Origin of the sequence: Butyricicoccus sp. OF10-2 (genome assembly GCF_003481925.1) — a bacterium.
In the GTDB taxonomy this organism is placed as follows: Bacteria; Bacillota; Clostridia; order Oscillospirales; family Butyricicoccaceae; genus Agathobaculum; species Agathobaculum butyriciproducens.
In genome coordinates, this window is the sequence record NZ_QUMC01000005.1 from 56,230 (window position 1) to 77,872 (window position 21,643).

The window sequence follows — 21,643 nt, forward strand, 5'->3', positions numbered from 1 at the left end:
ATCCTTGTCTTTCCCCGGCAAATACGGTATTATATTCTTATTAAAACTACTATGGGAAGGAAGCGGCATCTATGCGACAGCACATTACCATCAAAGATATCGCCCGCATTGCCGGTGTTTCGACTTCTACCGTCTCCCGCGCACTCAGCAATTCGCCTGAACTGAGCGAGCAAACCCGCCAGCGGATCCTGGAAATCTGCCGACAGGAGGGCTACCGTGTCAATGCACTCGCACGCAGTCTGATCTGCAACAAAACCAACGTCATCGGCCTGATCGTTCCCGAGGTGACCAATCCGTTCTATGCCGAACTCTCTCTCGGCATCGAAACGCACGCACGCAGCCTCGGCTACAACATGATCCTGTGCAATGGGCAGAATGATCCCAAAGTGACCGAAGAGCTGTTCGGTTTCCTGATCAGTCATCAGTTGACGGCATCATCCTTGCCAGCTCACAGCAGGATGCAGGAACCATGATCCAGAATTTCGCTCCACGACTGCCTACCGTTCTGCTCGGAACGCCGGCACTCGTCAGCGGCGATGAGGTCAACTCGGTCTGCATTGATAATCTGGCAGGCGGCCGTCTGGCAGCAGAGCATCTGCTGGAACTCGGCCACCGTGACATTGTCTATCTGGCAACCGCCCCAACAGCCTGACGCACCAGCTTCGTCTGCGCGGCTTTACCGAAATGATGGAAAAAGCAGGTATCACCCCGCAGGTCATCGACAATCCGCATGGTTGCTCCTCGATCGACATCGGCTGTGCACTCAGCCGGAAGCTGTTCGCAAACGGCTGTTCCGCCACTGCGATCTTCGCCTCGACCGATTCCATGGCGCTCGGCGTATTGCAGGCAGCAGACGAATACGGCATCTCTATCCCCGAGGATATTTCCCTGCTCGGCTTTGACAACATCATTTATTCCGCACTGCCAAAGATCGAGCTTTCCACCATCGATCAGCGCAAGCAGCTTCTTGCAGAAGCCACCGTTGATCTGCTCACGCGCATCATTGATTCGGATGAGCAGGACGAGTTCACGCACCGCATGATCCGTCCGACACTGGTTTCGCGCAGCTCATGCCGCGCATCAAAAAAATAAATCCACAGCACTGCGCACCGACCGCCTTTCTCTCTTAACCCTTTTATCACACACAATACACCAACAGGTCAACCGCAGCGCTGCTGATTGAGAATGCCGCAGGATTCTGCGGCATTCTCATACACCAAAAGGAGGATCTTATGTACCGCATTGAAACCCATCTGCATACCACCTACATCTCCCGCTGCGGCTGGCTTGGCGCAGAGGCCATTATGAAGTATTATACCGCGTGCGGCTATGACGCGATCTGCGTCACCGACCACTACAACCGCGAATGCTTCGACTATGCCGAAATTGATCTGACCACCCCCGGCAGTAAAACGCAGGCCTTCCTGCAGGGCTATCACCGGCTGAAAAAAGTGTCCGAAAAATACAATATCCGCGTGTATGCGGGTGCTGAACTGCGTTTTGACGAATCGGACAACGATTACCTGCTGTACGGCTTTCACGATGCCCTGCTGGCCGATCCGGATCGCGTCATGCGCGAGGGTCTGGCGGCCTTTGCCCCGCAATACCGCGCAGACGGCGCACTGCTCGTGCAGGCACACCCGTTCCGCAAAAAATGCACCCCCGCTCCGGCTGAATATCTGGACGGCGTCGAGGTGCTCAACCTCAACCCCCGCCATGACAGCCATAACGATCTTGCGCTGGCCTATGCCAAGGAGCATCATCTCATCATGACGGCCGGATCGGACTGCCACCGTCCCGGTGATCAGGGTACGACCGGTATTCTGTCCGACACCCTCCCCGAAGACAGCTTCGGTCTTGCAGATCTGCTGCGTTCGGGCAACTATACCATCATCCGTCCCGAATGCACCGAGGATTGAGACAAAACGATACCATGTAAAAGCTGCTGTTGCCCCAACGCAACAGCAGTTTTTTTGTCGTACATCACGCTTTATTCCCGATGCACCGCAAACGTTTTCCGTTTGTATTTCACCTTTTATTCTTCTTGTTTCATGCAGTTTGCCTTTTCTATTGTTTATTCTGCATAAAAGTATTTTTATTTCATTGTATATTCCGTATACGTTTGCGCTTGTTTTGCACAAAGTAATCTGGTAGAATATCATCAGTAAAAAAAACAAGACTGAATTGAGGTAATTGTAATGCGTAAGAATTTTTCCAAGTTTCTGATGAACACCGCTATGTTTGAGCTGTCCTGCGATCCCGGCACCACTAAGCTGTTCACTGCACACCGCACCAGCCGCAAGTAAGCTGCTCCTCAGAAAACACAAACTCCGCAAGCGAAAACGCTTGCGGAGTTTTTTCTGTTCCGGGCAGCGACAGCCGCCGCTGCGCCCCCGTTTATGGTTTATCTTTCAAAGGATCATGCTACAATGCGCTGCATGATGGTCGCCATCTCCGCACGGGTGATGGTAGACTTCGGCGCAAATACCTTGCCCGGCTTGCCCTGCACCAGACCGGTCTTTGCACAGTAGGCTACGCCTGCTGCTGCCCAGTCGGCAATCGTGCTGCCGTCGGTAAACTGCTTGACGATGCTGCTGTCTGCCGCGGTATCCTCACCGCTCAGCTTGCGCTGACGAGTCAGAAGCGTTGCCGCCTCCTGACGGGTCACACTGCGGTCGGGCGAGAATTTGCCGCCGCCGACACCCTGCATGATACCGGTCTTTTCTGCCCATGCAATCGCGGTGCGAGCCTGATGCGTTACCGGAACATCGCTGAAGCTGTCAGTCAGCTTGGTCTTGGGCTGGCCTGCCAGATTGTACAGTGCCTGTGCGACCTGTGCACGGGTCAGCGCCTTGTTCGCGCCGAACTCGTAAGCCTTATCACCGGAGAGCAGACCGTTTTTGGTGACATACTGCGCCGCATCATAGTACCATGCGCCTGCCGGAATATCGGTAAAGTCCTCTGCGTCCTTGCCTTCGCGCAGGGTGTTGCGAATCTCGTAGCTGTCCACTGCCTTGAAGCTGTTCCAGTTGTCCTCATCCTGCTTCTGGTAAGCGGTGCCCTTGATGGAATTCTCGCTGAACTCGATGATGGAGAATACCTGCTTATCCTCTTCATCGGTGTAGAAATCGGTGGAGTAGTCCGAACGAGCCGGAATGTACTCGTAGAACTTGTTGCCTACCGTACCGCCGGTCAGATAGGTCGTGCCGTCGCCGGTATTGACCTTAATGTCGTTCTTCACGGTAGAACGGATATAGATGTGGTCATGGCCGTTGAGGAACAGGTCAACGCCCATTGCGTCGAGCGAATACTCGCTGTCGTTGATGTAGTAATCTCGAACGTCCATCGGATCATGGTTGGAGGTATACGGGCCTGCGTGCGTCATAACGATGCGCCATTTCTTGTCGGAAGCATCCAGCACGCTCTTGCACCACTGGAGCTCTTTCTTCATGATCTCTGCCTTCTGATCCGCCGGAGTGACTTCGCCGTTCAGGATAACGAAGATAGCATCGCCATATTCGAAGTAGCCCATCGTGCGGTCGAACTGCGGATAGCCGGTCTTTGCGCCCGACATATTGAAGCGCTGTGCGAACGATACGAAATTCCAGTCGCCCTTCATCTCGTGGTTGCCCGCAACGGTAACGGTCGGATACTTGGCGTAGTAATCGCCCATAACCTCAAAGCAGGCCTCCCATTCGGTGGACTTGTAGCCGTTCTGGGTGGTGTCGCCTGCGGAGATCATCAGATCCGGGTTCGGGCAGATCTTGAGTGCCTGATCGATGGAGTACTTGAAGCTCATGTAGTTCTCTACGGACTCAGACTGCGGGTCAGAGTAGAAGATAACGCTGAAATTCTTATCCGAAGCGGACTTCGGTGCGGTGAACGACTTTTCCTCGCTCATGAAGCTGCCGCCGTCGCCTACGCGGTATACATACTCGGCAGACGGTTTCAGGCCGGTGATTTCCACACGATGTGCGGCTTTTTCCTTATAGCCTGCGGTTACGGATTCTACATAAGAGGTGCCGGACTTGCTCTCCCACTTGGAAGTGCCCTTGACCTTGTACTGGATAACGGTCTTGGTGACAGCGGGATCAGTCAGCCAGCTGAAGCGCAGGCCGCCCTGCTTGGTATCCGGCGTAATGGTGATCTGATCGGGTTCGCCCTTTACCTTGCCGTCATCAATATTCAGCACGATCGGCTCGGACTTGGTGTACGGCTTGGTTACGGTTTCCTTGTTGGTCTTAACCTCGATATAGTAGAACATATCGCCGGTCTTATCGGTCGGCAGAGAAGCGGTGTAGGTGCCATTCGATTCCTTCATGGCAACAGCGGTATCGACCTTGGAAGAATCATAGCCGTAGTACAGGGTCGCGCTCTGTACCTTGTCGCTGGTGACGATGCGGGCAGAGACCTCGGCCTTGCCTTTATGCGGTGCGGTGTTCAGCGCGCGGGAGATGATGCGCGTGCCGCTGACGGTGTAATCCACTGCCGGGAAGATAGAGGCATCATAGCCGCGCAGAACAGGCTGCTTGCCGGAGGCACTCCAGTCCCAAACCTTGCTCATATCCCAGCCGAGTGCTTCATAGGTGGACTTATCCTGCATTTTTGCGGCGGAAACATCCTCCCACTTAATCGGCTGCTCGGTCGGCTCGTTGCCGGACAGCAGCGTGCCCTCCCATGCAATATTGCCGGTGATGTTGGTAGCTGCCTCGTCGTCGAGCTGACCGACGATCTTATCCACGTCCGCAACGCCGTTGATAACGGTCTGTGCAGAAACGCTGTCCTTGAGCGTTTCACCGGCGTTGAACGAGCCTGCAATACCGCCCGCATGACCTACCGTGCCGCTCTTTGCGATGGTATCGACCGTACCGGCTGCAAAGCAGCGTGCAGATAGCCGCCGCCGTCCTGAATGCCGGCAACGCCGCCCGCATCATACGGAGCGGAAACGTCTGCGTTGACATAGCAGTCCTCAACATGACCGACGATCGGGCCTTCGCCCTCCTTCAGCTTGCCGCAGATACCGCCTGCGGTGTGCGAGTTGGACAGATCCAGGCACTTTACCTCACCGGTGACAACACAGCCGGTAATCGTACCGTAGTTTACGCCTGCCAGCGCGCCGACATTCTGCTGACCGGTTACATAGCAGTCGAGCAGGGCAACATCCTTGATATATGCCTGATCGTCCTGATTGCCGACATAGCCGAACAGACCGGCATATTTCTTTTCATATTCTACGCGCAGTCCCTTGATCGCATGGAACTGACCGTCAAATGTGCCGGTAAAGCCCTGATCCTTTTTGGAAGCAATCGGCTTAAATCCTTTGACGCCGGTCATATCAATATCGGCAGTCAAAACATAATGTCCATCGCGGGGAGCGCCGTCCCTCCAGCTGCCGGACAGATAGAGCAGCTGGTCCGGGGTAGAGATTTCATAGCAGCCTGTTGCCTTATTATATACCGGCGGCTTTCCCTTGTCGCTGGCAGCAAAGGCTCCCGTCGGGAGCATCGTCAAAGCCATTGCAGCAGACAGCGCCAAACTGAGTATGCGTTTTTTCATGTATCTCGGACCCTCTTTCTTAAAATTTTGTTTCTTTCTCGATTCTGCAGCGAAATCTCATTCCTCCTCCCCGTGCAACAGATTCGTGTGGTTATGCATTCCGTTTTCTTTCTCGCAAACGTTTGCGTAACTTGTACTTATAATTCTATCCCTGTTCCGTCAGAAAAGCAATCTCACTTCTCACCAATCTTTTCAAGCAAAAATTATGCATTTCTTCCTCAACGCGTGTCCGCTGCTGCGCGCAGAAAAGCTCCCGCCGGAACCGATCAACCGTTCCAACGGGAGCTTTTCTGTAATTATCCCTGCTTGCGGGCAATGGCACGCAGAGCTGCCGCCGCAATATCCTCTGCAGTGAGGTTATACTGCTGCATAAGGAAATCCTGCGGGCCTACCTGACCGAAGCGGTTCTGGATGCCGATACGCTCCACCGGAACCGGATTCTTTGCGCTCGTCAGGTTGGTGATGGCAGAGCCGAGACCGGTGCCGACCTGATGGTTCTCTGCGGTGACGATGCAGCCGGTCTCTGCAGCCGCACGGAGCACCAGCTCCTCGTCAAGCGGCTTCCAGGTGTGCATGTCGATCACGCGGGCGGAAATGCCCTGTGCTGCCAGCTGCTCCTCTGCCTTGAGTGCCTCGTCTACCAGAATGCCGGAGGCAATAATGGTTACGTCCTTGCCGTCGCGCAGCGTAACACCCTTGCCGATCTCAAAATCCGAGCCATCCGCGTAAACCGTGGTGAAGCCCTTGCGGATCAGGCGCATGTAGGACGGACTGCCGCAGGCAGCCAGCTTCCTGGTCAGTGCCTTGGTCTGTGCAAAGTCGCACGAGTCGATAACGACCGCGTTCGGAATGTTCATGTACAGCGCACAGTCCTCAAACGGCATGTGGGTTGCGCCGTTGAACGCTGCGCAGACACCCGGGTCGGAACCGATCACATGCACCGGCAGCTCAGAGTAGCCTGCTGCCAGAAATGCCTGATCGAACATGCGCGGGCAGCAAAGCAGCCGAACGAGTGCGCGAATACGGTCAGGCCGGTGGCGGCCATGCCGGAGGCAACGCCCATGGCGTTCTGCTCCGCGATGCCTGCGTTAAAGGTCTGGGCCGGGAACGCCTTCAGCAGCTTTCCGGTGTTGATGCAGCCCATCAGGTCGCAGTCAACGTGCATCAGCTTGGGATTTTCCGCCATCATTTCGAGCATGGCTTCTACATAGCCGTCGCGGTTGGCGCGGCTGTCCTTTTCATGCTTGCCGATCAAAGTAAAACTCATTGTGTTCCCCTCCCTTACTTTTCGTTTTTCACTGCAGTCAGAGCGGCTTCGGATGCGGCGATCGCTTCATCCCACTGCTCCTTGGTCGGCTGCGAAGAATGTGCGCCGGACGGCTCGGCAAAGGTTGCGCCCTTGCCTTTACCGTGTTCAGGATCAGGCAGGTCGGCTTGCCCTTGCATGCCTTCGCCTGCTCGAGCGCGTTATAGATCTGCTCAACATCGTTGCCGTCGGCTACGTCAATAACATTCCAGCCGAATGCGTCAAACTTGGCGCCGATACCCTTGCCGTGGCTCATAACGTCGGCAACCGCGCCGTCCAGCTGGCGGCCGTTGTTGTCCACGAGACAAACGAGGTTATCCAGCTTGTAGTGTGCGGCAAACTGCGCACCTTCCCAGATCTGGCCCTCGTCACACTCGCCGTCGCCTACGGCAACGTAAACACGGCTCGGACGATTCTGCGCACGATTGCCGAGCGCCGCGCCGATGGCTTCGCTCATGCCCTGACCGAGCGAACCGGTCGTCAGGTCAACGCCGATGGTCTTGCTGCGGTCGGTATGCGACGGGAAATTCGTGTTCGGCTGGTTGAGCGTGTACGCGCTCTCCATCGGGTAATATCCCTTGAGACCGAGCGTCGCATACATGACCGGGCCGCCGTGTCCCTTGGACAGAACGAACCAGTCGCGGTCCTCCCAGCGGGGATTCTTCGGGTCGATATGCATAACCTCGCCATACAGCACCGCCATAGCATCCGCCATCGACATCGAGCCGCCCACATGGCCGAAGCCGCGCGACGCGATCACCTTGAGCGTTTCCAGACGGATTTCCGCCGCAAACACGCGCAGCTCGTGCAGTTTTTGCTTATCCATTGCTTTCCTCCTTGAAATTACGGTTTGCAGAACAAAACCCGCCCTTCCGCAATAAAAAGGACGGGTCTTGTTAGTTTTTATCGGTGATATTGCCGCTTTCGTACCGGTCTGCCGGTTAGACATACTCCATTTTGACATGGAACCGTCAGACCTTCCTTATACCGCAGTTCTCACAGAATTTACTTTATGTTTTAGCCGATGCGAGCGATCTTCTTCGCCAGTTCCTTCTTCATTTCCATGTTGGACTGACGAGCGATCATAATGCGCTGTGCCTGCGGCGAGCCTGCGCCGTGCATGGACTCGGGCAGATAGCCGACAGCAGCCGTGCCCATGGTCATGTTCTCGATCAGGCGCAGCAGACGCATGCGGTCCTCGGTTGGAACGGAAGCCACACCCTTGAGGTACTTCTCGATGTAATCGTGGGTTGCCGGGTTGCGGTAATCTGCCTCGGACGGCTGAGTAACCATGATGCCGCCGGCCAGATCCTGTGCCAGACGAGCGATCTCATACGGGAAACGGGTGACATTCTGCTTGCAGACGTTCGCCAGAAGCAGATCGATCAGGTAGTTGCCGCTCTTGGTCTTGGTGCCCTGAGACGAGCATGCAATGCCGCAGCAGTACAGGGTTTCGTTCAGGTGGGTCATCTCGATCAGCTTATCCTTAACATGAGAAGCCTTTGCAGAGCCAGCCATCTCACCTGCCAGTGCGGTAGCGCCGATGAGCACATCGCCTACACCAACCTTGCAGCCGCCGTAGGACTGACGGTGATAGCCTGCAAAGCGCTCTACCATCATGCCTGCGAACTGGGTCTCGCCGTTGAGGAAAATCATGTCATTCGGGATAAATACACGGTCGAAAATAACCAGAACCTCGTGACCGCCGTAAACCTTGTTGCCGACATCAATGTCGTTGTATTCCTCGGTCTTGCGAGTGTCGCAGGACTGACGGCCCAGAATCAGGGTGATGCCTTCCGCATCGGTCGGGCATGCGAAGGAAATCGCGTAATCTTCGTCGCCTTCACGCATGGAAATGGTCGGCATGACGAGAACGTAGTGGCTGTTCAGATAGCCGGTTTGGTGCGCCTTCGCGCCGGTAACGTAAACGCCGTCAGCGGTGCGCTCGACAACGTGCAGGAACAGGTCGGGATCCGCCTGCTTGGACGGAGACAGACCGCGGTCGCCCTTGACGTCGGTCATAGCGCCGTCAACACCCCAGTCATTGTTCTGTACATCGGTCCAGAACTTGACGAAATTCTCGTGGTACTTGGTGCCGCAAGCCTCGTCGGTCTCGAACGTAGTCGAATAAACGGCGTTTGCCGCGTCCATGCCGACACAGCGCTGGAAGCAGGCTGCGGTCTTCTGACCGAGCAGACGCTGCATTTTTACCTTTTTGATCAGGTCATCGGTGGACTGATGCAGATGGGTAAAACGGTTTACCTTTTTGCCGGTCAGATTGGACGTTGCCGTCATCAGATCTTCGTACTGCGGGTCCTCTGCCAGCTCGTACGTTGCCGCAAACGAGTTAAGCGACGGACGAACGATCGGGTTGTCCACGACGTTCTCGACCTTCTTGCCGAAGCTGTACAGATTGAGGTGCAGCTTTCGCAGGGATTCGATGTACTGGTCTTTTGTCATCATGATATCATCTTCCTTGTCCTTTTTCTTTCTTTTCAATAGGAAAAAGCGCCGATTCACCGATTTTGATAACATATTTGAGGAGACATGAAGGGAATAGTCTTTGTAATGGAAAAGTTCGGTTTCTCGGCGCATATCCACAGAATTTATACGTCCATGAGCAGATGTGTGAGATAAACACAGCAGCCGGAGAGCACGATCAGCAGCAGCAAAATCACATGAATATAGATGATTTGAAAACGAGAGAATGTCTTTTTCATCGTTATGACCTCCTGCTGTATGTTGAATTATAATTGGTTACACCTTGAGTTTTTCACCGAAGCGCTTCTCGAATTCCTCGGCAAGTTCTTCGCGGAATTTTGGATGCGCAATGGCAATCAGACGCTTTGCGCGCTCGCGGAGTGTTTGACCGCGAAGCTGCGCCACGCCGTACTCGGTGACAATGTAATTGACATCGCAGCGGCTGGTGGTAACCGGGCCGCCGGTGGTGATGGTTGTAACAATCTTAGACGCAGACTCGTCCTTGGTGGTTGAGTGCAGCGCAATGATGGAGCGACCGCCCTTGGACAAGTTTGCGCCGCGCACAAAGTCCATCTGGCCGCCAATACCGGAAATCTGGCGCAGACCGATTGCCTCGGCGCAGACCTGACCCTGCAGATCCACCTCAACGCACGAGTTAATGGAAACCACGTTGTCGTTCTCCGCGATAACCGCCGGATTGTTGCAAACATCCACCGGAAGCATGTTGATAATTGGGTTGTTATCCACAAAATCATACAACTTGCGCGTGCCCATCAGGAAGGTTACGCTCACCTTTCCGACGTCGCGCTGCTTGCGCTTGCCGTTGATGTTTCCATTTTCAAGCAGCGGCAGCACGCCGTCCGAAATCATCTCGGTATGCAGACCAAGGTCGTGCTTGTCGCCGAGGAACGAGCAGACCGCATCCGGCACCGCACCGATGCCCAGCTGCAGGCAGTCACCATCACGCACGAGTTCAGCGATATATTTGCCGATTGCACGGTCTTCCTCGCCGATTTTCGGCGGCGCGGACTCCGGCAGCGGCTCCCACGAGCACAGGAAGCCGTCAATCTCGGATACATGAACGAAGCTCTCGCCATAGGTGCGCGGCATGTTCGGGTTGACCTCGGCAATGACCGTTTTCGCGGATTTGACCGCCTGTGCGCCGTAGTCGCAGGACAGACCGAGCGACACATAGCCGCGCTCGTCCGGAGGCGAGCAGGTAAACGCAAAAACATCAACCGGCAGCGTGTTGTCGCGGAACATGCGCGGCACGTCCGAGAAAAACGCCGGGGTGTAGTCTGCACGGTTTTCCGCGATCGGCTTGCGGGCCGGACCGCCGACAAACAACGCGTTGTGGCGGAAATGACTTTCCATGCCCGGCTGCAGATACTCGCCCGAGCCAAGGTATACCATGTGTGCAACTTCCACGTTATGGAACTGCTCTGCCATTCGCGCCATTGTGCGCTGGAATACAATGGGTTCGCCAACCGCGTGACCGAACACAACGCGGTCGCCGTCATGGATCACACCAACCGCCTGCTCAGGCGTCATCGTGTGCTCTTTATAGTATGCTCTCCAATCCATTTCTCGTCCCTCCCGCGCTCAAAATGCCTTGCGGTAGATGTCGAGCAGATCGTCTTCTGACAGCTCCACATAGTTGTTGCCGAGCAGGCGCTGCTGGGTTTCGATGACATTCTTTGCAAAGACCGGCAATTCATCAGCGGTTACCCCGTGTTCGTGCAGGGGATCCTTTTTCAGTACCTCGTCCATCAATTCGTACAGATTTTCGAGTGCAAATACCGGTTCAACATCCAGTTCTGCGCTCAGAAGTTCTTCCAGCTGATTCAACTTGCCGATGGGCTTCTTTTCCTGATACTTGCGCATTACGTCCGCGAACATCAGCTGATTTGCCTGACCGTGCGGAATGTGGTGCACGCCGCCGAGCGGATACGCCATCGCGTGAACAGCCGCACAGCCCGCGTGACCAAACGCGATGCCTGCATAGTTGGAGGCGCGCAGGAACTCAAGTGCATGCTTCTTCCACGCATCCTTGCCGCCGCTTGCTACCGCGTCCTTCCAGCAGGACAGGATCAGGTGCAGTGCCTTTTCGGAGAACAGCTCGCTCAGTGCGCAGGCGTTCGGAGAAAGGTAGCTTTCGACCGCGTGGACCATGGCGTCAATGGAAGAAGTTGCAAAAACCGGATACGGCAGGCTGAGCAGCATGCCCGGCACGAGCGCCGCCTCGTCCGCAAACATCGCCGGAGACACCAGACCAACCTTGACGCCCTTAGTCGTACGGTTGATGATGGAAATGTTGGTAACCTCAGAGCCGGTGCCACAGGTAGTCGGCACGATGATCAGCTCATGCTCCTTCTCAAGGTTTGCCATGCGGTCGTACAGATCGTCCACACGGTCGGTGGACTTGGCAACGGTCAGCACCTTGGCGATGTCGATTACTGTACCGCCGCCGACCGCGATAATGCGGTCAAACTCCTTGCCGCGCAGGTCGTCGAGGATGGCGTCAACCATGACGTCGGTCGGCTCACCGCCGCCGAACTTTTCCTGAAAGCAGGTGTGGCAGCCGAGATTCAGCGCCGCGATTGTCGGATTGTAAATATATTCATTTGTCAGAATCAGGTCTTTCGCGCCGAGGCTTAATTCCTTCGCCAGCGTGCGAAAATCGACGTATTCCGTAATAGAAGGTACGATTTTGAAGGCTTTCACGTTATTTCACCGCCTTAAATATCCGGAAAATACTTCGCGTCGGCCTTAGTTACCCACTCATACTCGGGCACAACGGTCGTCACGATGTTCTTGTCGTCCTGCAGGCGGATGCACCACAGGTAATACTCCGCGTAGCCGGGAGCCGCAGCCTGAGAATGGGTCACGTTTTCCGGCATGCCGGTCAGGTCGTTGTTCTTTACCTTAAAGGCATCGTCGCCATATTCCGCCAGACCGTAGCCGTTTTCCGGCAGGAACTTGTAGTAGTACAGCTCCGGCTCAACGTGCTGATGCGGTGGATAAGAGGACCACTTGCCGGGGAAATGCACCACTTCACCGATGAAAAAGTTAGTCTCCGGGCAGTTGGAGCGGTCAAAGGAGGTGCGTACCAGACGGGTCGAGCACTCGTTCATCTGACCGGCGCCGCGCTCCTCATTCGCGCACAGGCAGTCCTCCGGACGCAGCAGACGAGCTGCGAAATCACGCTTGTTTTCCGTGCGGGAAACGGCGATTTCCACGTCGTTTTCGGCAGAAATTGTCACCTTGGTGTTCTGCGGAACGTGCAGCAGGATCGCACCCTCGTGGAACACGTCACGGCGGGTAACGGTCTCAGACTTGCCGTTCCACTCGAGGTCACGCTGCCGCTCATCAGGTCGTAAACGACCTCCTGCGCGTAGTCGAAGTGCATCACGTCGCCCGCTGCCATCTTGACAACACCGAACTCCATGCCCATCATTTCCGGGTTCTCGACTGCGGAGACCATGCCGTTGTAGCCCTTATCGAAGGGGGCCTTGTGCGTATATTTCATAATTCTTGCTCCTCTTTTCTTTGCTCGATACCTTATTATATAAGCGAAGCCGCCCGTCCGAAAACGGGCGGCTCATATTGAATCTGCGTTTAATTAGTACATGCGTGCTTCTGCCAGATGATCGTCGATGCGCTTGCGTGCAGCCTTTACCTCGTCAGACTTGGAGGTGGACGCTACGCCGATGTGCCACCAGGACTCGTAGCCCTCAGCCATGGTCTTGGGCAGAACCTTTGCGTCGATGATGCAGGAAACACTTTCCTTCTTGGCGTCCTGAACGGCCTTGCGGAATTCGTCCGGGGTCTTGGCGTAGAACGCCTTCATGCCGAAGCCTTCACCGATCTTGCCGAAGTCGGTGTAGCAGTAATCGCCGTCCAGCTTGCCGGTGGTCTCGTTGCGGTGACGCATTTCGGTCGCCAGAGAGCCAACGCCGTTGCCCATCTGCAGGTTGTTGATGCAGCCAAACGCGCAGTTGTCGAATACAACAACGGTGATCTTCGCGTTCTCCTGCATTGCGGTCGGGATCTCGGAGTTGAGCATCATAAACGAGCCATCGCCAACGAGTGCGTATACTTCCTTATCCGGCTCAGCCAGCTTGGCGCCGAACGCACCGGCAATCTCGTAGCCCATGCAGGAAGCGCCGTATTCCATGTTGTAGGAGTTCGGTGCGTCGGTGACCCACAGACGCTCGAGGTCTGCCGGCAGCGAGCCTGCTGCTGCAACCACGATTGCGTCGTCGTCTGCCTCCTCGCGGAGAATGCCGACCGCATTGGACTCAGTGATGGTGCCGCCGATCTGGTCAACAAAATCGTTCATGATCTTCTCGGTCCAGCTGGGAACGCACGGCACGAACTTGCCCTCGCCGAAGCCTTCGCCCTTGTACTGAACGCCCAGAACACGCAGACGCTCCTCTTCCCAAACCTTGCGGATATCCTGAATTTCGGTGGTGTAGCCGGACTTATAGCCGTCTGCCTTGAGTTTTCCATGATAGCCTCGAGCGTTACCTTTGCGTCACCGATGCAGCGGGTTGCGTCCAGCTTTTCCGCGTGGAACTCAGAGGTGTTGATAGCGAGAACCTTAATATCCGGGTTGCGGAACAGCACCCACTTGGAGCCGGTAACGAAGTCGTTGAAGCGAGTGCCGACACCGATAACGAGGTCGCAGTCCTTGCAGAGTGCGTTCGCCGCCAGACCGCCGGTTACGCCGATGCCGCCGACCGCCAGTTCAAACGAATCCGGCAGGCAGGAGTGGCCGGCCTGTGTCTGAGAAACCGGAATATTGAACGCCTTGCAGAAGTCCATTGCGGTCTGACCGGCCTCGGAGTAACGAACGCCGCCGCCTGCAATGAACATCGGCTTCTTGGAAGCTTGATCATCTCAACTGCCTTCTCGATATCGTAGTCATCCGCTACGCGGCGTGCAACGTGATGTACGCGCTTCTGGAAGAAGTAATCCGGGAAGTCGAAGCTCTCACCCTGTACATCCTGCGGAAGCGAGATAACAGCGGTGCCGCAGTTTGCGGTGTCGGTCAGGACACGCATTGCGTTGACCATCGCGCTCATCAGCTGCTCCGGACGAGAAATGCGGTCCCAGTACTTGGCAACCGGCTTGAAGCAGTCCGAAGCGGACATGGACAGGTCGTTCGGAACCTCGAGCTGCTGGAGAACCGGATCCGGCTGACGGGTTGCAAAGTAATCGGACGGGAACAGCAGCAGCGGGATATTATTGATGGTAGCGGTCAGTGCTGCGGTTACCATGTTCGCTGCGCCAACGCCGATAGACGAGGTGCAGGCGATGATCTTGCGGCGGTTGTGCTGCTTTGCGTAGCTGATGGCGGCGTGTGCCATGCCCTGCTCGTTGCGGCCCTGGTAAACTCTCAGGTGGCCCGGATCCTCCTCCAGTGCCTGACCGAGACCGACTACCATACCGTGACCGAGATCGTGAACATGCCGTCTACGAAGGGTTCCTCTTTGCCGTCCATCTCAATGTACTGCTGATTCAGGAACTTTACGATTGCCTGACCGACTGTCATTCTGGTTTTGCTCATTGTGTTTTCCTCCTCAAATGCTTTACTCTTTTTCCCTGCCGAGGCTCTTTCTTTTCGCTCCCGGCGGTGTTCTCTTTTGATGATTTAAGTTTAGCATTTGAGCGTTTGCTTTTCTTCTAACATCTTGAGAAATCGCCTTTTTTCTTATATTTTTACGTTACATACGAATATTTTCACATTTTATTATAGAATTCAGAACTTTTCTCTCCCCTACCGCATTGTTTTCCGTGTCTGCCGTTCCCGCCTGCGGCCTGCGTTTTGCACCTGTTTTTTTAATATCTCGCTATCGTGCGGAAAACGCGGCATACTGTCATTACAGAATTTCGCATTTTCCGTCCTAAACAACAAGCAAAAAAGCATATATCTCAATATTTTATAAAAATACGCAATCTTTCTCCCGCCTTTATTTTTCACTCACAGGCTGCATTTTCACCACTTTTTATAGGTTGTTGCTGCCGTTTTCCGCGTATGCTGACCGTCTGTGCCGGTCAAATTATAGATTCTTGCTCAACTCTATGAAATACAAGAAGTTAGAAGAAAAACCGCGTCCAAGGGACTACAATAGAATCATCAAAGGAAAGCCGAACGCAAACGGCGAAAGAACGGATAACGGAGGAATAAATATGTTATTCACCATTTTTCTGTAGTAGTTATCCTTGCAAACATGGTCATTCCGCAGACCGTGCTGTATCAATAAGATAATTACGCTCCGGCAAACGATCATCACACACACTCTCTAATTTCACACACATCTCCATTTCACCGGCGCAGCGCTCTCTCTCGGCTGCGCCATTCTTCTATTTGTAAGTAAGATAGAAAAACACCGTGCCAAGCGTTACTGCTCTGCACGGTGTTTTCCGTTTTACGATTCCTCTTCTTCACTTTTTCCTTTTTCGCTGTGCGTGATGCTCTGCTTGAACGACTGCCGGAACTTACCGGGCGGTGTGCCGGTGTACTTCTTAAACATGGTGTTGAAGTGACAGATACTGCTGAAGCCGAGTGTATCCGCAATCTCGGCGATCGGGATGCCGGTATTCATCAGAAAACCCTGCGCCTCACCAATCCGGCGCTTCATCACATACTGCATAGGCGGCACGCCGAACTCCTGCTTAAACACATGCGCCAGATAATACTCGCTCACGCGCAGTCGCTCCGCCACCATACGCAGCGTGATCGGCTCACAGTGGTGTGCATCCAGATAGCGCCGCACGCGCTGCGCCAGCACAGACGGCATTTCACGCTGCTGCTCCTGCTGGTGGATACGACTGCGGAGCAGGGAATCGGTCAGATTCAGCATTGCCTCTGCCAGACTGCAGCACACGGCATGCAGGTTTCCCGCATCGGCGCTGAGCAGATACAGCAGGTGCATGGTCTCGCCTACCTGCCTGGCAAGCTGTCCGCACGATACGACCGGACACTCCCCTTCTGCGATCAGGCAGTTGGGCGGCAGACCTTCTACATTGACATCAGTAATTGCGACGCTGTACGACCGGATCTGCCGCACCTGATCGGGTTCCTCGCCGTGCAGCACACCCTGATTGCAGATAACAATGTCGCCCTCTCCAATCGGATAATACCGGTTATCCACCATGTACTGTCCTTGTCCGCTGCACACATAGAACAGCTCCAGACGGTTGTCGTGCATATGCGGAAGTATAGACTGCTGGTTGTTGTAATTGCGGTCGATCGAAATGCAGTTGAAGAATGTTCCGCTCAGTTTACAAGGCTTGTTTCCCATGTATGCTCCCTCCCAAGAATCACAAGATTACGAAAGCCTTCCCTCGATTTTCTTTCTTCCCCTCGGAAAATCCTGCTGTTTTTTCCACAAGAACACGATAACGCTCTCACGGACTTTGTTTGTATAATAATCACAAGAAAAGCGTAAATGATTCAAAAACAGCAGTTTATATCGTTGTTATATTCGATATTTCAATGTTGTTCTTCTCTGTGTGCAATTATTATATCATAGAAGCACAGAAAAAAACTTCTAACATACTGCTTTTTGAGCAAACGCGTCAATTCAGGTTTCAGAGTAAAAAAGGAGTGCAAGAAAAAATGGCAAACAAGGTAAGAATCGGTCTGCTGGGTGCAGGCAGAATCGGCAAGCTTCACGGCGAAAATCTGGCACATGCAGTGCCGAACGCAGACCTCTACGCAGTGGCTGATCCGTTCATGAACGATGCGACCCGTGCATGGGCAGCGGACATGGGTATCGAGAAGTGCTACGATGATCCCGAGATGATCTTTGGCGATCCGACCATCGAGGCTGTGTTCATCTGCTCCTCCACCGCAACGCATGCAGACTTCATCATGCGCGCTGCGCAGACCGGCAAGCACATCTTCTGCGAGAAGCCGATCGACACCAAGCTGGCAAAGATCGAGGAAGCACTCGCTGCGGTAAAGAAGGCAGGCGTTAAGCTGCAGGTCGGCTTCGTGCGCCGCTTTGACCACAACCACAAGGCCGTCCGCGATACGGTCGCTTCCGGCAAGCTGGGCAAGCCCAATCTCATCAAGGTCACCTCCCGTGATCCCGATCACCAGCCGATGAGCTATATCAAGGTTTCCGGCGGTATCTTCATGGACATGACCATTCACGATTTCGACATGGTCCGCTATCTGGCAGGCAGCGAGGTTACCGAGGTTACCGCTTACGGTGCAGCGCTCTCCGGCGCCGGCTACGAGGAGTACGGCGATGTGGACACCGCCATTGTAATGATGAAGTTCGAGAACGGCGCACTCGGCGTGATCGACAACTCCCGTGCCGCTCACTATGGCTATGACCAGCGCACCGAGGTGCACTGCGACCAGGGCTGCGTGCAGGTTGCAAACGATCTGAACAACACCGCCATGATCTCCTCCGCCGCAGGCGTCGAGGTTGCAAAGCCGACCTGGTTCTTCCTCGAGCGCTACAACAACGCATTCATCGCAGAGGCAAAGGCGTTCACCGATGCCGTTCTGAACGACACCGACACGCTGGTTACCGGCTTTGACGGTCTGCAGCCGGTCAAGATCGCAATGGCAGCAAACCTGTCCATGAAGGAAGGCCGTCCGGTCAAGCTGAGCGAAATCGAGTAATTTATCCCCGCATATCACAGGAAAAGAGAAGAAAAAGAGTTATTCGGCAAGCCGCCGCACTCGGCGGCGGCTTCCGTTTTTTGAGAAAAGAAAGAGGGGTTGCTCCTTATGAGTGAAAAGAACAACACTGCCTCCCTTGGCTGGGGAACCCGTATCTCCTATGGTTTAGGCGATACCGCCTGCAACATTGTGTTCGGTATGATCACCGCGCTGCTCACCCTGTTCTATACGGATTACTGCGGTATTCCGGTCGTTACCGTCGGTCTGGTCATGCTGATCTCGCGTATTTTTGATGGCTCGTCCGACGTTATCATGGGCATCATCGTAAGCAAGACCAAATCCAAATGGGGCAAGGCCCGTCCGTGGATCTTGTGGATGAGCGTACCGTATGTTCTGTGCGCGGTTGCGATGTTCTGTGTGCCGCACAGCAGCAGCACGACCGTTCAATTCTGGTACATTTTTGTTACTTATAACCTGTGCACCACCGTATGCTACACCGCAATCAACGTGCCCTACGGCACCCTGTCCACCATGATGACCCGCTCCTCGCACGAGCGCGACCTGCTGTCCGTTGTGCGTATGTCACTGTCTCCGATTGGCAAGATCATTGCCGTAACCTTCACCATGCCGGTCATCAAGCTGTTCGGCAACGATCAGGCCGCCTGGATCAAGACCATGAGCATCTGGTGCGCCATCGCACTTGCTCTGCTTGTCATCTGCTTTGTTCGCTGCAAGGAAACCGTCAATTTCGAGGCCGCGCAGCAGGAGCAGCCCAAGGTTCCCGCTTCCCGTGCGATTAAAGCGCTGCTGGGCAACCCGTATTTCTGGGCAACGCTCGTTCTGTGGACCGTCACCTGCGTACATACCACCATCATCGGCACCGATCTGCCGTATTACTGCAAATATGTTCTCGGCAACGATGAATGGTATTACAGCGTCATTTACACCTCCGAGATCGTCGCACTGATCGTTGGCGCGCTGCTGTGTCCAATACTGCTGCAGAAATTCAACAAGCGCAACCTGTCGCTCGCCGGCTGTATCGTAGTTGTTATCGCCCATGCACTCATTATGGTAAACCCGATGAGCTTCCGGTGGATTCTGGTAATGACCATCATCCGCTCGCTCGGTCAGGCTCCGCTGACCTCTCTGGTATTCGGCATGATGGGCGACGTTGTAGAGTACGGTCAGTGGAAGAGCCATCTGCGTCAGGAAAGCCTGATCTTCGGCGGCGGTTCGCTCGGCTTTAAGATCGGCACCGGTATCACCAGTGCGGTTATGACTGCCATGCTCGAGGGCGCAGGCTTCCTCAGCTCGGTTACCGGCGGTGCTATGCAGCCGGCTTCCGCCCAGCAAATGATTTCCTCTATCTTTAAGTTCGGTCCGATTCTGGTCTGGATCGTTGCCATTATCGTCCTGCTGTTCTACAAGCTGGATAAGATTTACCCCACTATTATGAAGGAACTCACCGAGCGTGAAGCACGCGGTGAAATGTAAAGGAGACTGTCTTATGCTGAAACTCGGATATAACGAAGCAACCTGCAAGGAAAATTCCACGGTTGAAAACGACCTGCTGCTGTGTGAAAAGTACGGCTATGACTATATCGAGCTGCGTCTCGATATGCTGCAGGACTACCTCAAGACCCACACCACAGACGATCTCAAGGCGTTTTTTGCAAAGAGCCATATCAAGCCGTTTGCATTCAACTCCATTGAAAACATCAACTTCTGCACGCCGGAGGAGTGGGAAAAGCTTGTAGAGCTGTTCACCTTCGGCTGCAAGGTGGCCCAGCAGATCGGCAATCCGTACATTATTGTTGTGCCGACTGTTACCAACGAGATCTGCACCAGGAACGAGAAGGAGATCTTCGACGACTCGGTGAAGGTGCTGAACAAACTCGCCGACATTGCTGAACCATACGGCGTCAAGCTGTCCTTCGAGCCGATCGGTGACAAGAAATGGTGCGTCAATAGCGTTCGTCAGGCGCTTGAGATCGTAAACGCCGTCAACCGCGACAGTGTTGGCCTGACCGTGGACTGCATCAATGTTTACCTGCACGACAAGTGCGCGGACGTTGATTTCATCCGCAAAATTCCCAAGGAGAAGCTGTTCGTGTTCCACATCAACGACTGCGAGGACCTGCCGCTCGGCATCCTCGACCACTGCCACCGTCTGATGCCCGGTCTGGGTGCCATTCCGGTGCAGGAGGTTGCTGATGCGGTACAGGCAGTCGGCTACGACGGCCCTGCGTGCCTTGAGCTGTTCCGTCCGGAATACTGGAGAATGCCTGCTGAGGATGTGATCCGCATGGGTGCGGAAACCACCCGTCCGTTCCTCGGTTAATTTTCCCGAATCGCAGATCAAATTCCACATTCAATTTATTCTCTCTTATTTATATTCAAGTCTCCAAACAGAATACAAATATAATTTTCTCCACAAAAGGACGGAAGGTACTTGGACCCTTCCGTCCTTTTGCTTTCCATCACATCAGACAATCCTGCAAAACCCCAAAGGGCGCTCCTTCGAGCGCCTTTGGGGGTATGGAAAGACCTGACTTTCGCCAGACCGATCGCACTTGTCTTTACCGCAGCGTGAGCACCATCAGCACGACCGCCGACACGCTCAGCACAAGACCGATAATGTGCGTCAGCCGCGTTACGCCGCGGATGCTCATCGCGTGAAAGCTCTCAAACGAGGTGACCGGATACGGAAACGCGATAAACGCCAGTCCCGCAACAAGCTGACCGGCATACGCACCGATCATGCGCAGCGGACTGTCACCGCCGAAAAATGCACTGATAACAAATCCGATGCCGCCCAGAAAGACCAGAAGATACAGTGCGGTCTTGAATCGCTTATCCAGCTTGATATACTGTTCGGTCTTTGCCGCACAATCCGCGCAGCACACATCGAACGAGCGCGTGCGCACCTTTACCTTAGTCGGCTTTTCCGGCAGATCACCGCCGCAGTATACGCATTTTTCCTCCATAATGGTCCCCTCCTGCAAAATTTATTTCTGTCGGTAGGTCTGGAATGCCTCCAGCACCGAGTTGATCTGCTCGTCATTCAACAGCTTCGGCTCCTGACCGGCTGCCTTACAATTATAATAGAGCTGTGCGCAGAATTCGATCTGCTCGGACACATCCAGCGTGTAGCTGATATTGCCGCCGACGCACAGCAGACCGTGATTTCCGAGAATGCAGGCGTAATTATCGCCCATGCCGTCCAGCGCCGCCTGTGCCAGTTCATAAGTGCCGAACGGCACATACGGAATGCACGGCACCTCTCTGCCCGAATACGCCACCAGATAGTGCAGCGGCGGAATGCTCCAGCCGAGACACGCCAGCGTAGTAGCGTAGCGCGGATGCGTGTGCACGACCGACTTGATGCCCGGGCGCTTCTGGTAGAAAATACGGTGCATGTCCACCTCGGAAGATGGCTTGCGGTCGCCGTCCGCCTTTTCGCCGTCGAGCGTCATAACGACCACATCGCTTGCGTCGGTCTTAAAATAGTCCATGCCGCTCGGACTGATGGCAAACAGGTTCTCCTTTTCGTTGTAAATGCTCAGGTTGCCGAAGGTGCCTGCGGTCAGACCGCGCTTGAGCATTTCCTGTCCGTATACAACGATTTTCTCTCTTTCTTCCTGCAAAAGCAT

18 protein-coding genes and 2 pseudogenes are annotated in these 21,643 nt (G+C 54.5%); 6 read left to right on the plus strand and 14 right to left on the minus strand.

The features are described from left to right. The first annotated feature begins 71 nt into the window (after window positions 1–71). The 3 genes and pseudogenes from DXB00_RS17660 (at window position 72) to DXB00_RS04355 (ending at window position 1,919) form a co-directional block, all read left to right on the plus strand. Window positions 72–473, plus strand: a complete 402-nt coding sequence (locus tag DXB00_RS17660) for a LacI family DNA-binding transcriptional regulator (RefSeq protein ID WP_119191217.1) — start codon at window positions 72–74, stop codon at window positions 471–473. Beyond that, window positions 437–1,092, plus strand: a pseudogene (locus tag DXB00_RS17665) (LacI family DNA-binding transcriptional regulator). The gene DXB00_RS17660 and the pseudogene DXB00_RS17665 overlap by 37 nt, the downstream one beginning before the upstream one ends. A gap of 140 nt (window positions 1,093–1,232) precedes the next feature. After that, window positions 1,233–1,919 (plus strand): PHP domain-containing protein, encoded by a 687-nt coding sequence (locus DXB00_RS04355; protein WP_117751218.1) that lies wholly within the window; start codon window positions 1,233–1,235, stop codon window positions 1,917–1,919. 500 nt (window positions 1,920–2,419) lie between these two features. Here DXB00_RS04355 and DXB00_RS04360 read toward each other — a convergent pair whose 3' ends face one another. From DXB00_RS04360 to DXB00_RS04405, 12 genes and pseudogenes are all read right to left on the minus strand, one after another. Then, window positions 2,420–4,741, minus strand: a complete 2,322-nt coding sequence (locus tag DXB00_RS04360; RefSeq protein ID WP_119214565.1) for an S-layer homology domain-containing protein — start codon at window positions 4,739–4,741, stop codon at window positions 2,420–2,422. A 92-nt stretch (window positions 4,742–4,833) separates the two neighbouring features. Continuing rightward, the gene (locus tag DXB00_RS04365; RefSeq protein ID WP_119214566.1) at window positions 4,834–5,556 is read right to left on the minus strand and encodes a hypothetical protein; all 723 of its coding nucleotides are present in this window, start codon (window positions 5,554–5,556) and stop codon (window positions 4,834–4,836) included. Between the two features lie 296 nt (window positions 5,557–5,852). Then, a complete protein-coding gene (locus tag DXB00_RS17025; protein ID WP_330425272.1) occupies window positions 5,853–6,542 on the minus strand; it encodes a transketolase family protein in 690 nt (229 codons plus the stop codon). Continuing rightward, window positions 6,488–6,823: a hypothetical protein gene (locus DXB00_RS17030; RefSeq protein ID WP_330427912.1), complete on the minus strand. Its 336-nt coding sequence runs from the start codon at window positions 6,821–6,823 to the stop codon at window positions 6,488–6,490. The genes DXB00_RS17025 and DXB00_RS17030 overlap by 55 nt, the downstream gene beginning before the upstream one ends. 37 nt (window positions 6,824–6,860) lie before the next feature. After that, window positions 6,861–7,688 carry a transketolase gene (locus DXB00_RS04375; RefSeq protein ID WP_243107156.1) on the minus strand — a complete coding sequence of 276 codons (828 nt, stop codon included), beginning with the start codon at window positions 7,686–7,688 and terminating at the stop codon, window positions 6,861–6,863. A gap of 191 nt (window positions 7,689–7,879) precedes the next feature. Then, window positions 7,880–9,325 (minus strand): 4-hydroxyphenylacetate 3-hydroxylase family protein, encoded by a 1,446-nt coding sequence (locus tag DXB00_RS04380; RefSeq protein WP_118479034.1) that lies wholly within the window; start codon window positions 9,323–9,325, stop codon window positions 7,880–7,882. Window positions 9,326–9,619: 294 nt separating this feature from the next. After that, window positions 9,620–10,927 (minus strand): acetyl-CoA hydrolase/transferase family protein, encoded by a 1,308-nt coding sequence (locus DXB00_RS04385; protein ID WP_118360749.1) that lies wholly within the window; start codon window positions 10,925–10,927, stop codon window positions 9,620–9,622. 18 nt (window positions 10,928–10,945) lie between these two features. Further along, entirely contained in the window at window positions 10,946–12,067 is a 1,122-nt protein-coding gene (locus DXB00_RS04390) for a 4-hydroxybutyrate dehydrogenase (RefSeq protein ID WP_118729045.1), read from the minus strand. Between the two features lie 14 nt (window positions 12,068–12,081). After that, complete coding sequence (locus DXB00_RS04395) at window positions 12,082–12,654, minus strand: 5-deoxy-glucuronate isomerase (RefSeq protein WP_243107157.1); 573 nt, start codon at window positions 12,652–12,654, stop codon at window positions 12,082–12,084. Beyond that, the gene (locus tag DXB00_RS17035; RefSeq protein ID WP_243107158.1) at window positions 12,603–12,872 is read right to left on the minus strand and encodes a hypothetical protein; all 270 of its coding nucleotides are present in this window, start codon (window positions 12,870–12,872) and stop codon (window positions 12,603–12,605) included. The genes DXB00_RS04395 and DXB00_RS17035 overlap by 52 nt, the downstream gene beginning before the upstream one ends. A 93-nt stretch (window positions 12,873–12,965) precedes the next feature. Beyond that, window positions 12,966–14,915, minus strand: a pseudogene (gene iolD / locus DXB00_RS04400) (3D-(3,5/4)-trihydroxycyclohexane-1,2-dione acylhydrolase (decyclizing)). 862 nt (window positions 14,916–15,777) lie between these two features. Further along, window positions 15,778–16,653 carry an AraC family transcriptional regulator gene (locus tag DXB00_RS04405; protein WP_119214567.1) on the minus strand — a complete coding sequence of 292 codons (876 nt, stop codon included), beginning with the start codon at window positions 16,651–16,653 and terminating at the stop codon, window positions 15,778–15,780. Between the two features lie 317 nt (window positions 16,654–16,970). On the opposite strand from DXB00_RS04405, the gene iolG reads away from it, so the two are divergent. From iolG to DXB00_RS04420, 3 genes are all read left to right on the plus strand, one after another. Next, entirely contained in the window at window positions 16,971–17,990 is a 1,020-nt protein-coding gene (gene iolG / locus DXB00_RS04410) for an inositol 2-dehydrogenase (RefSeq protein ID WP_118729049.1), read from the plus strand. A gap of 108 nt (window positions 17,991–18,098) precedes the next feature. Next, a complete protein-coding gene (locus DXB00_RS04415; protein ID WP_118729050.1) occupies window positions 18,099–19,484 on the plus strand; it encodes an MFS transporter in 1,386 nt (461 codons plus the stop codon). Window positions 19,485–19,497: 13 nt separating this feature from the next. Continuing rightward, a complete protein-coding gene (locus DXB00_RS04420) occupies window positions 19,498–20,331 on the plus strand; it encodes a sugar phosphate isomerase/epimerase family protein (RefSeq protein ID WP_243022615.1) in 834 nt (277 codons plus the stop codon). A gap of 238 nt (window positions 20,332–20,569) precedes the next feature. Here DXB00_RS04420 and DXB00_RS04425 read toward each other — a convergent pair whose 3' ends face one another. Beyond that, window positions 20,570–20,977 (minus strand): TRASH domain-containing protein, encoded by a 408-nt coding sequence (locus DXB00_RS04425; RefSeq protein WP_118729051.1) that lies wholly within the window; start codon window positions 20,975–20,977, stop codon window positions 20,570–20,572. A 21-nt stretch (window positions 20,978–20,998) separates the two neighbouring features. After that, window positions 20,999–21,643 carry an L-fuculose-phosphate aldolase gene (locus DXB00_RS04430; protein ID WP_118360741.1) on the minus strand — a complete coding sequence of 215 codons (645 nt, stop codon included), beginning with the start codon at window positions 21,641–21,643 and terminating at the stop codon, window positions 20,999–21,001.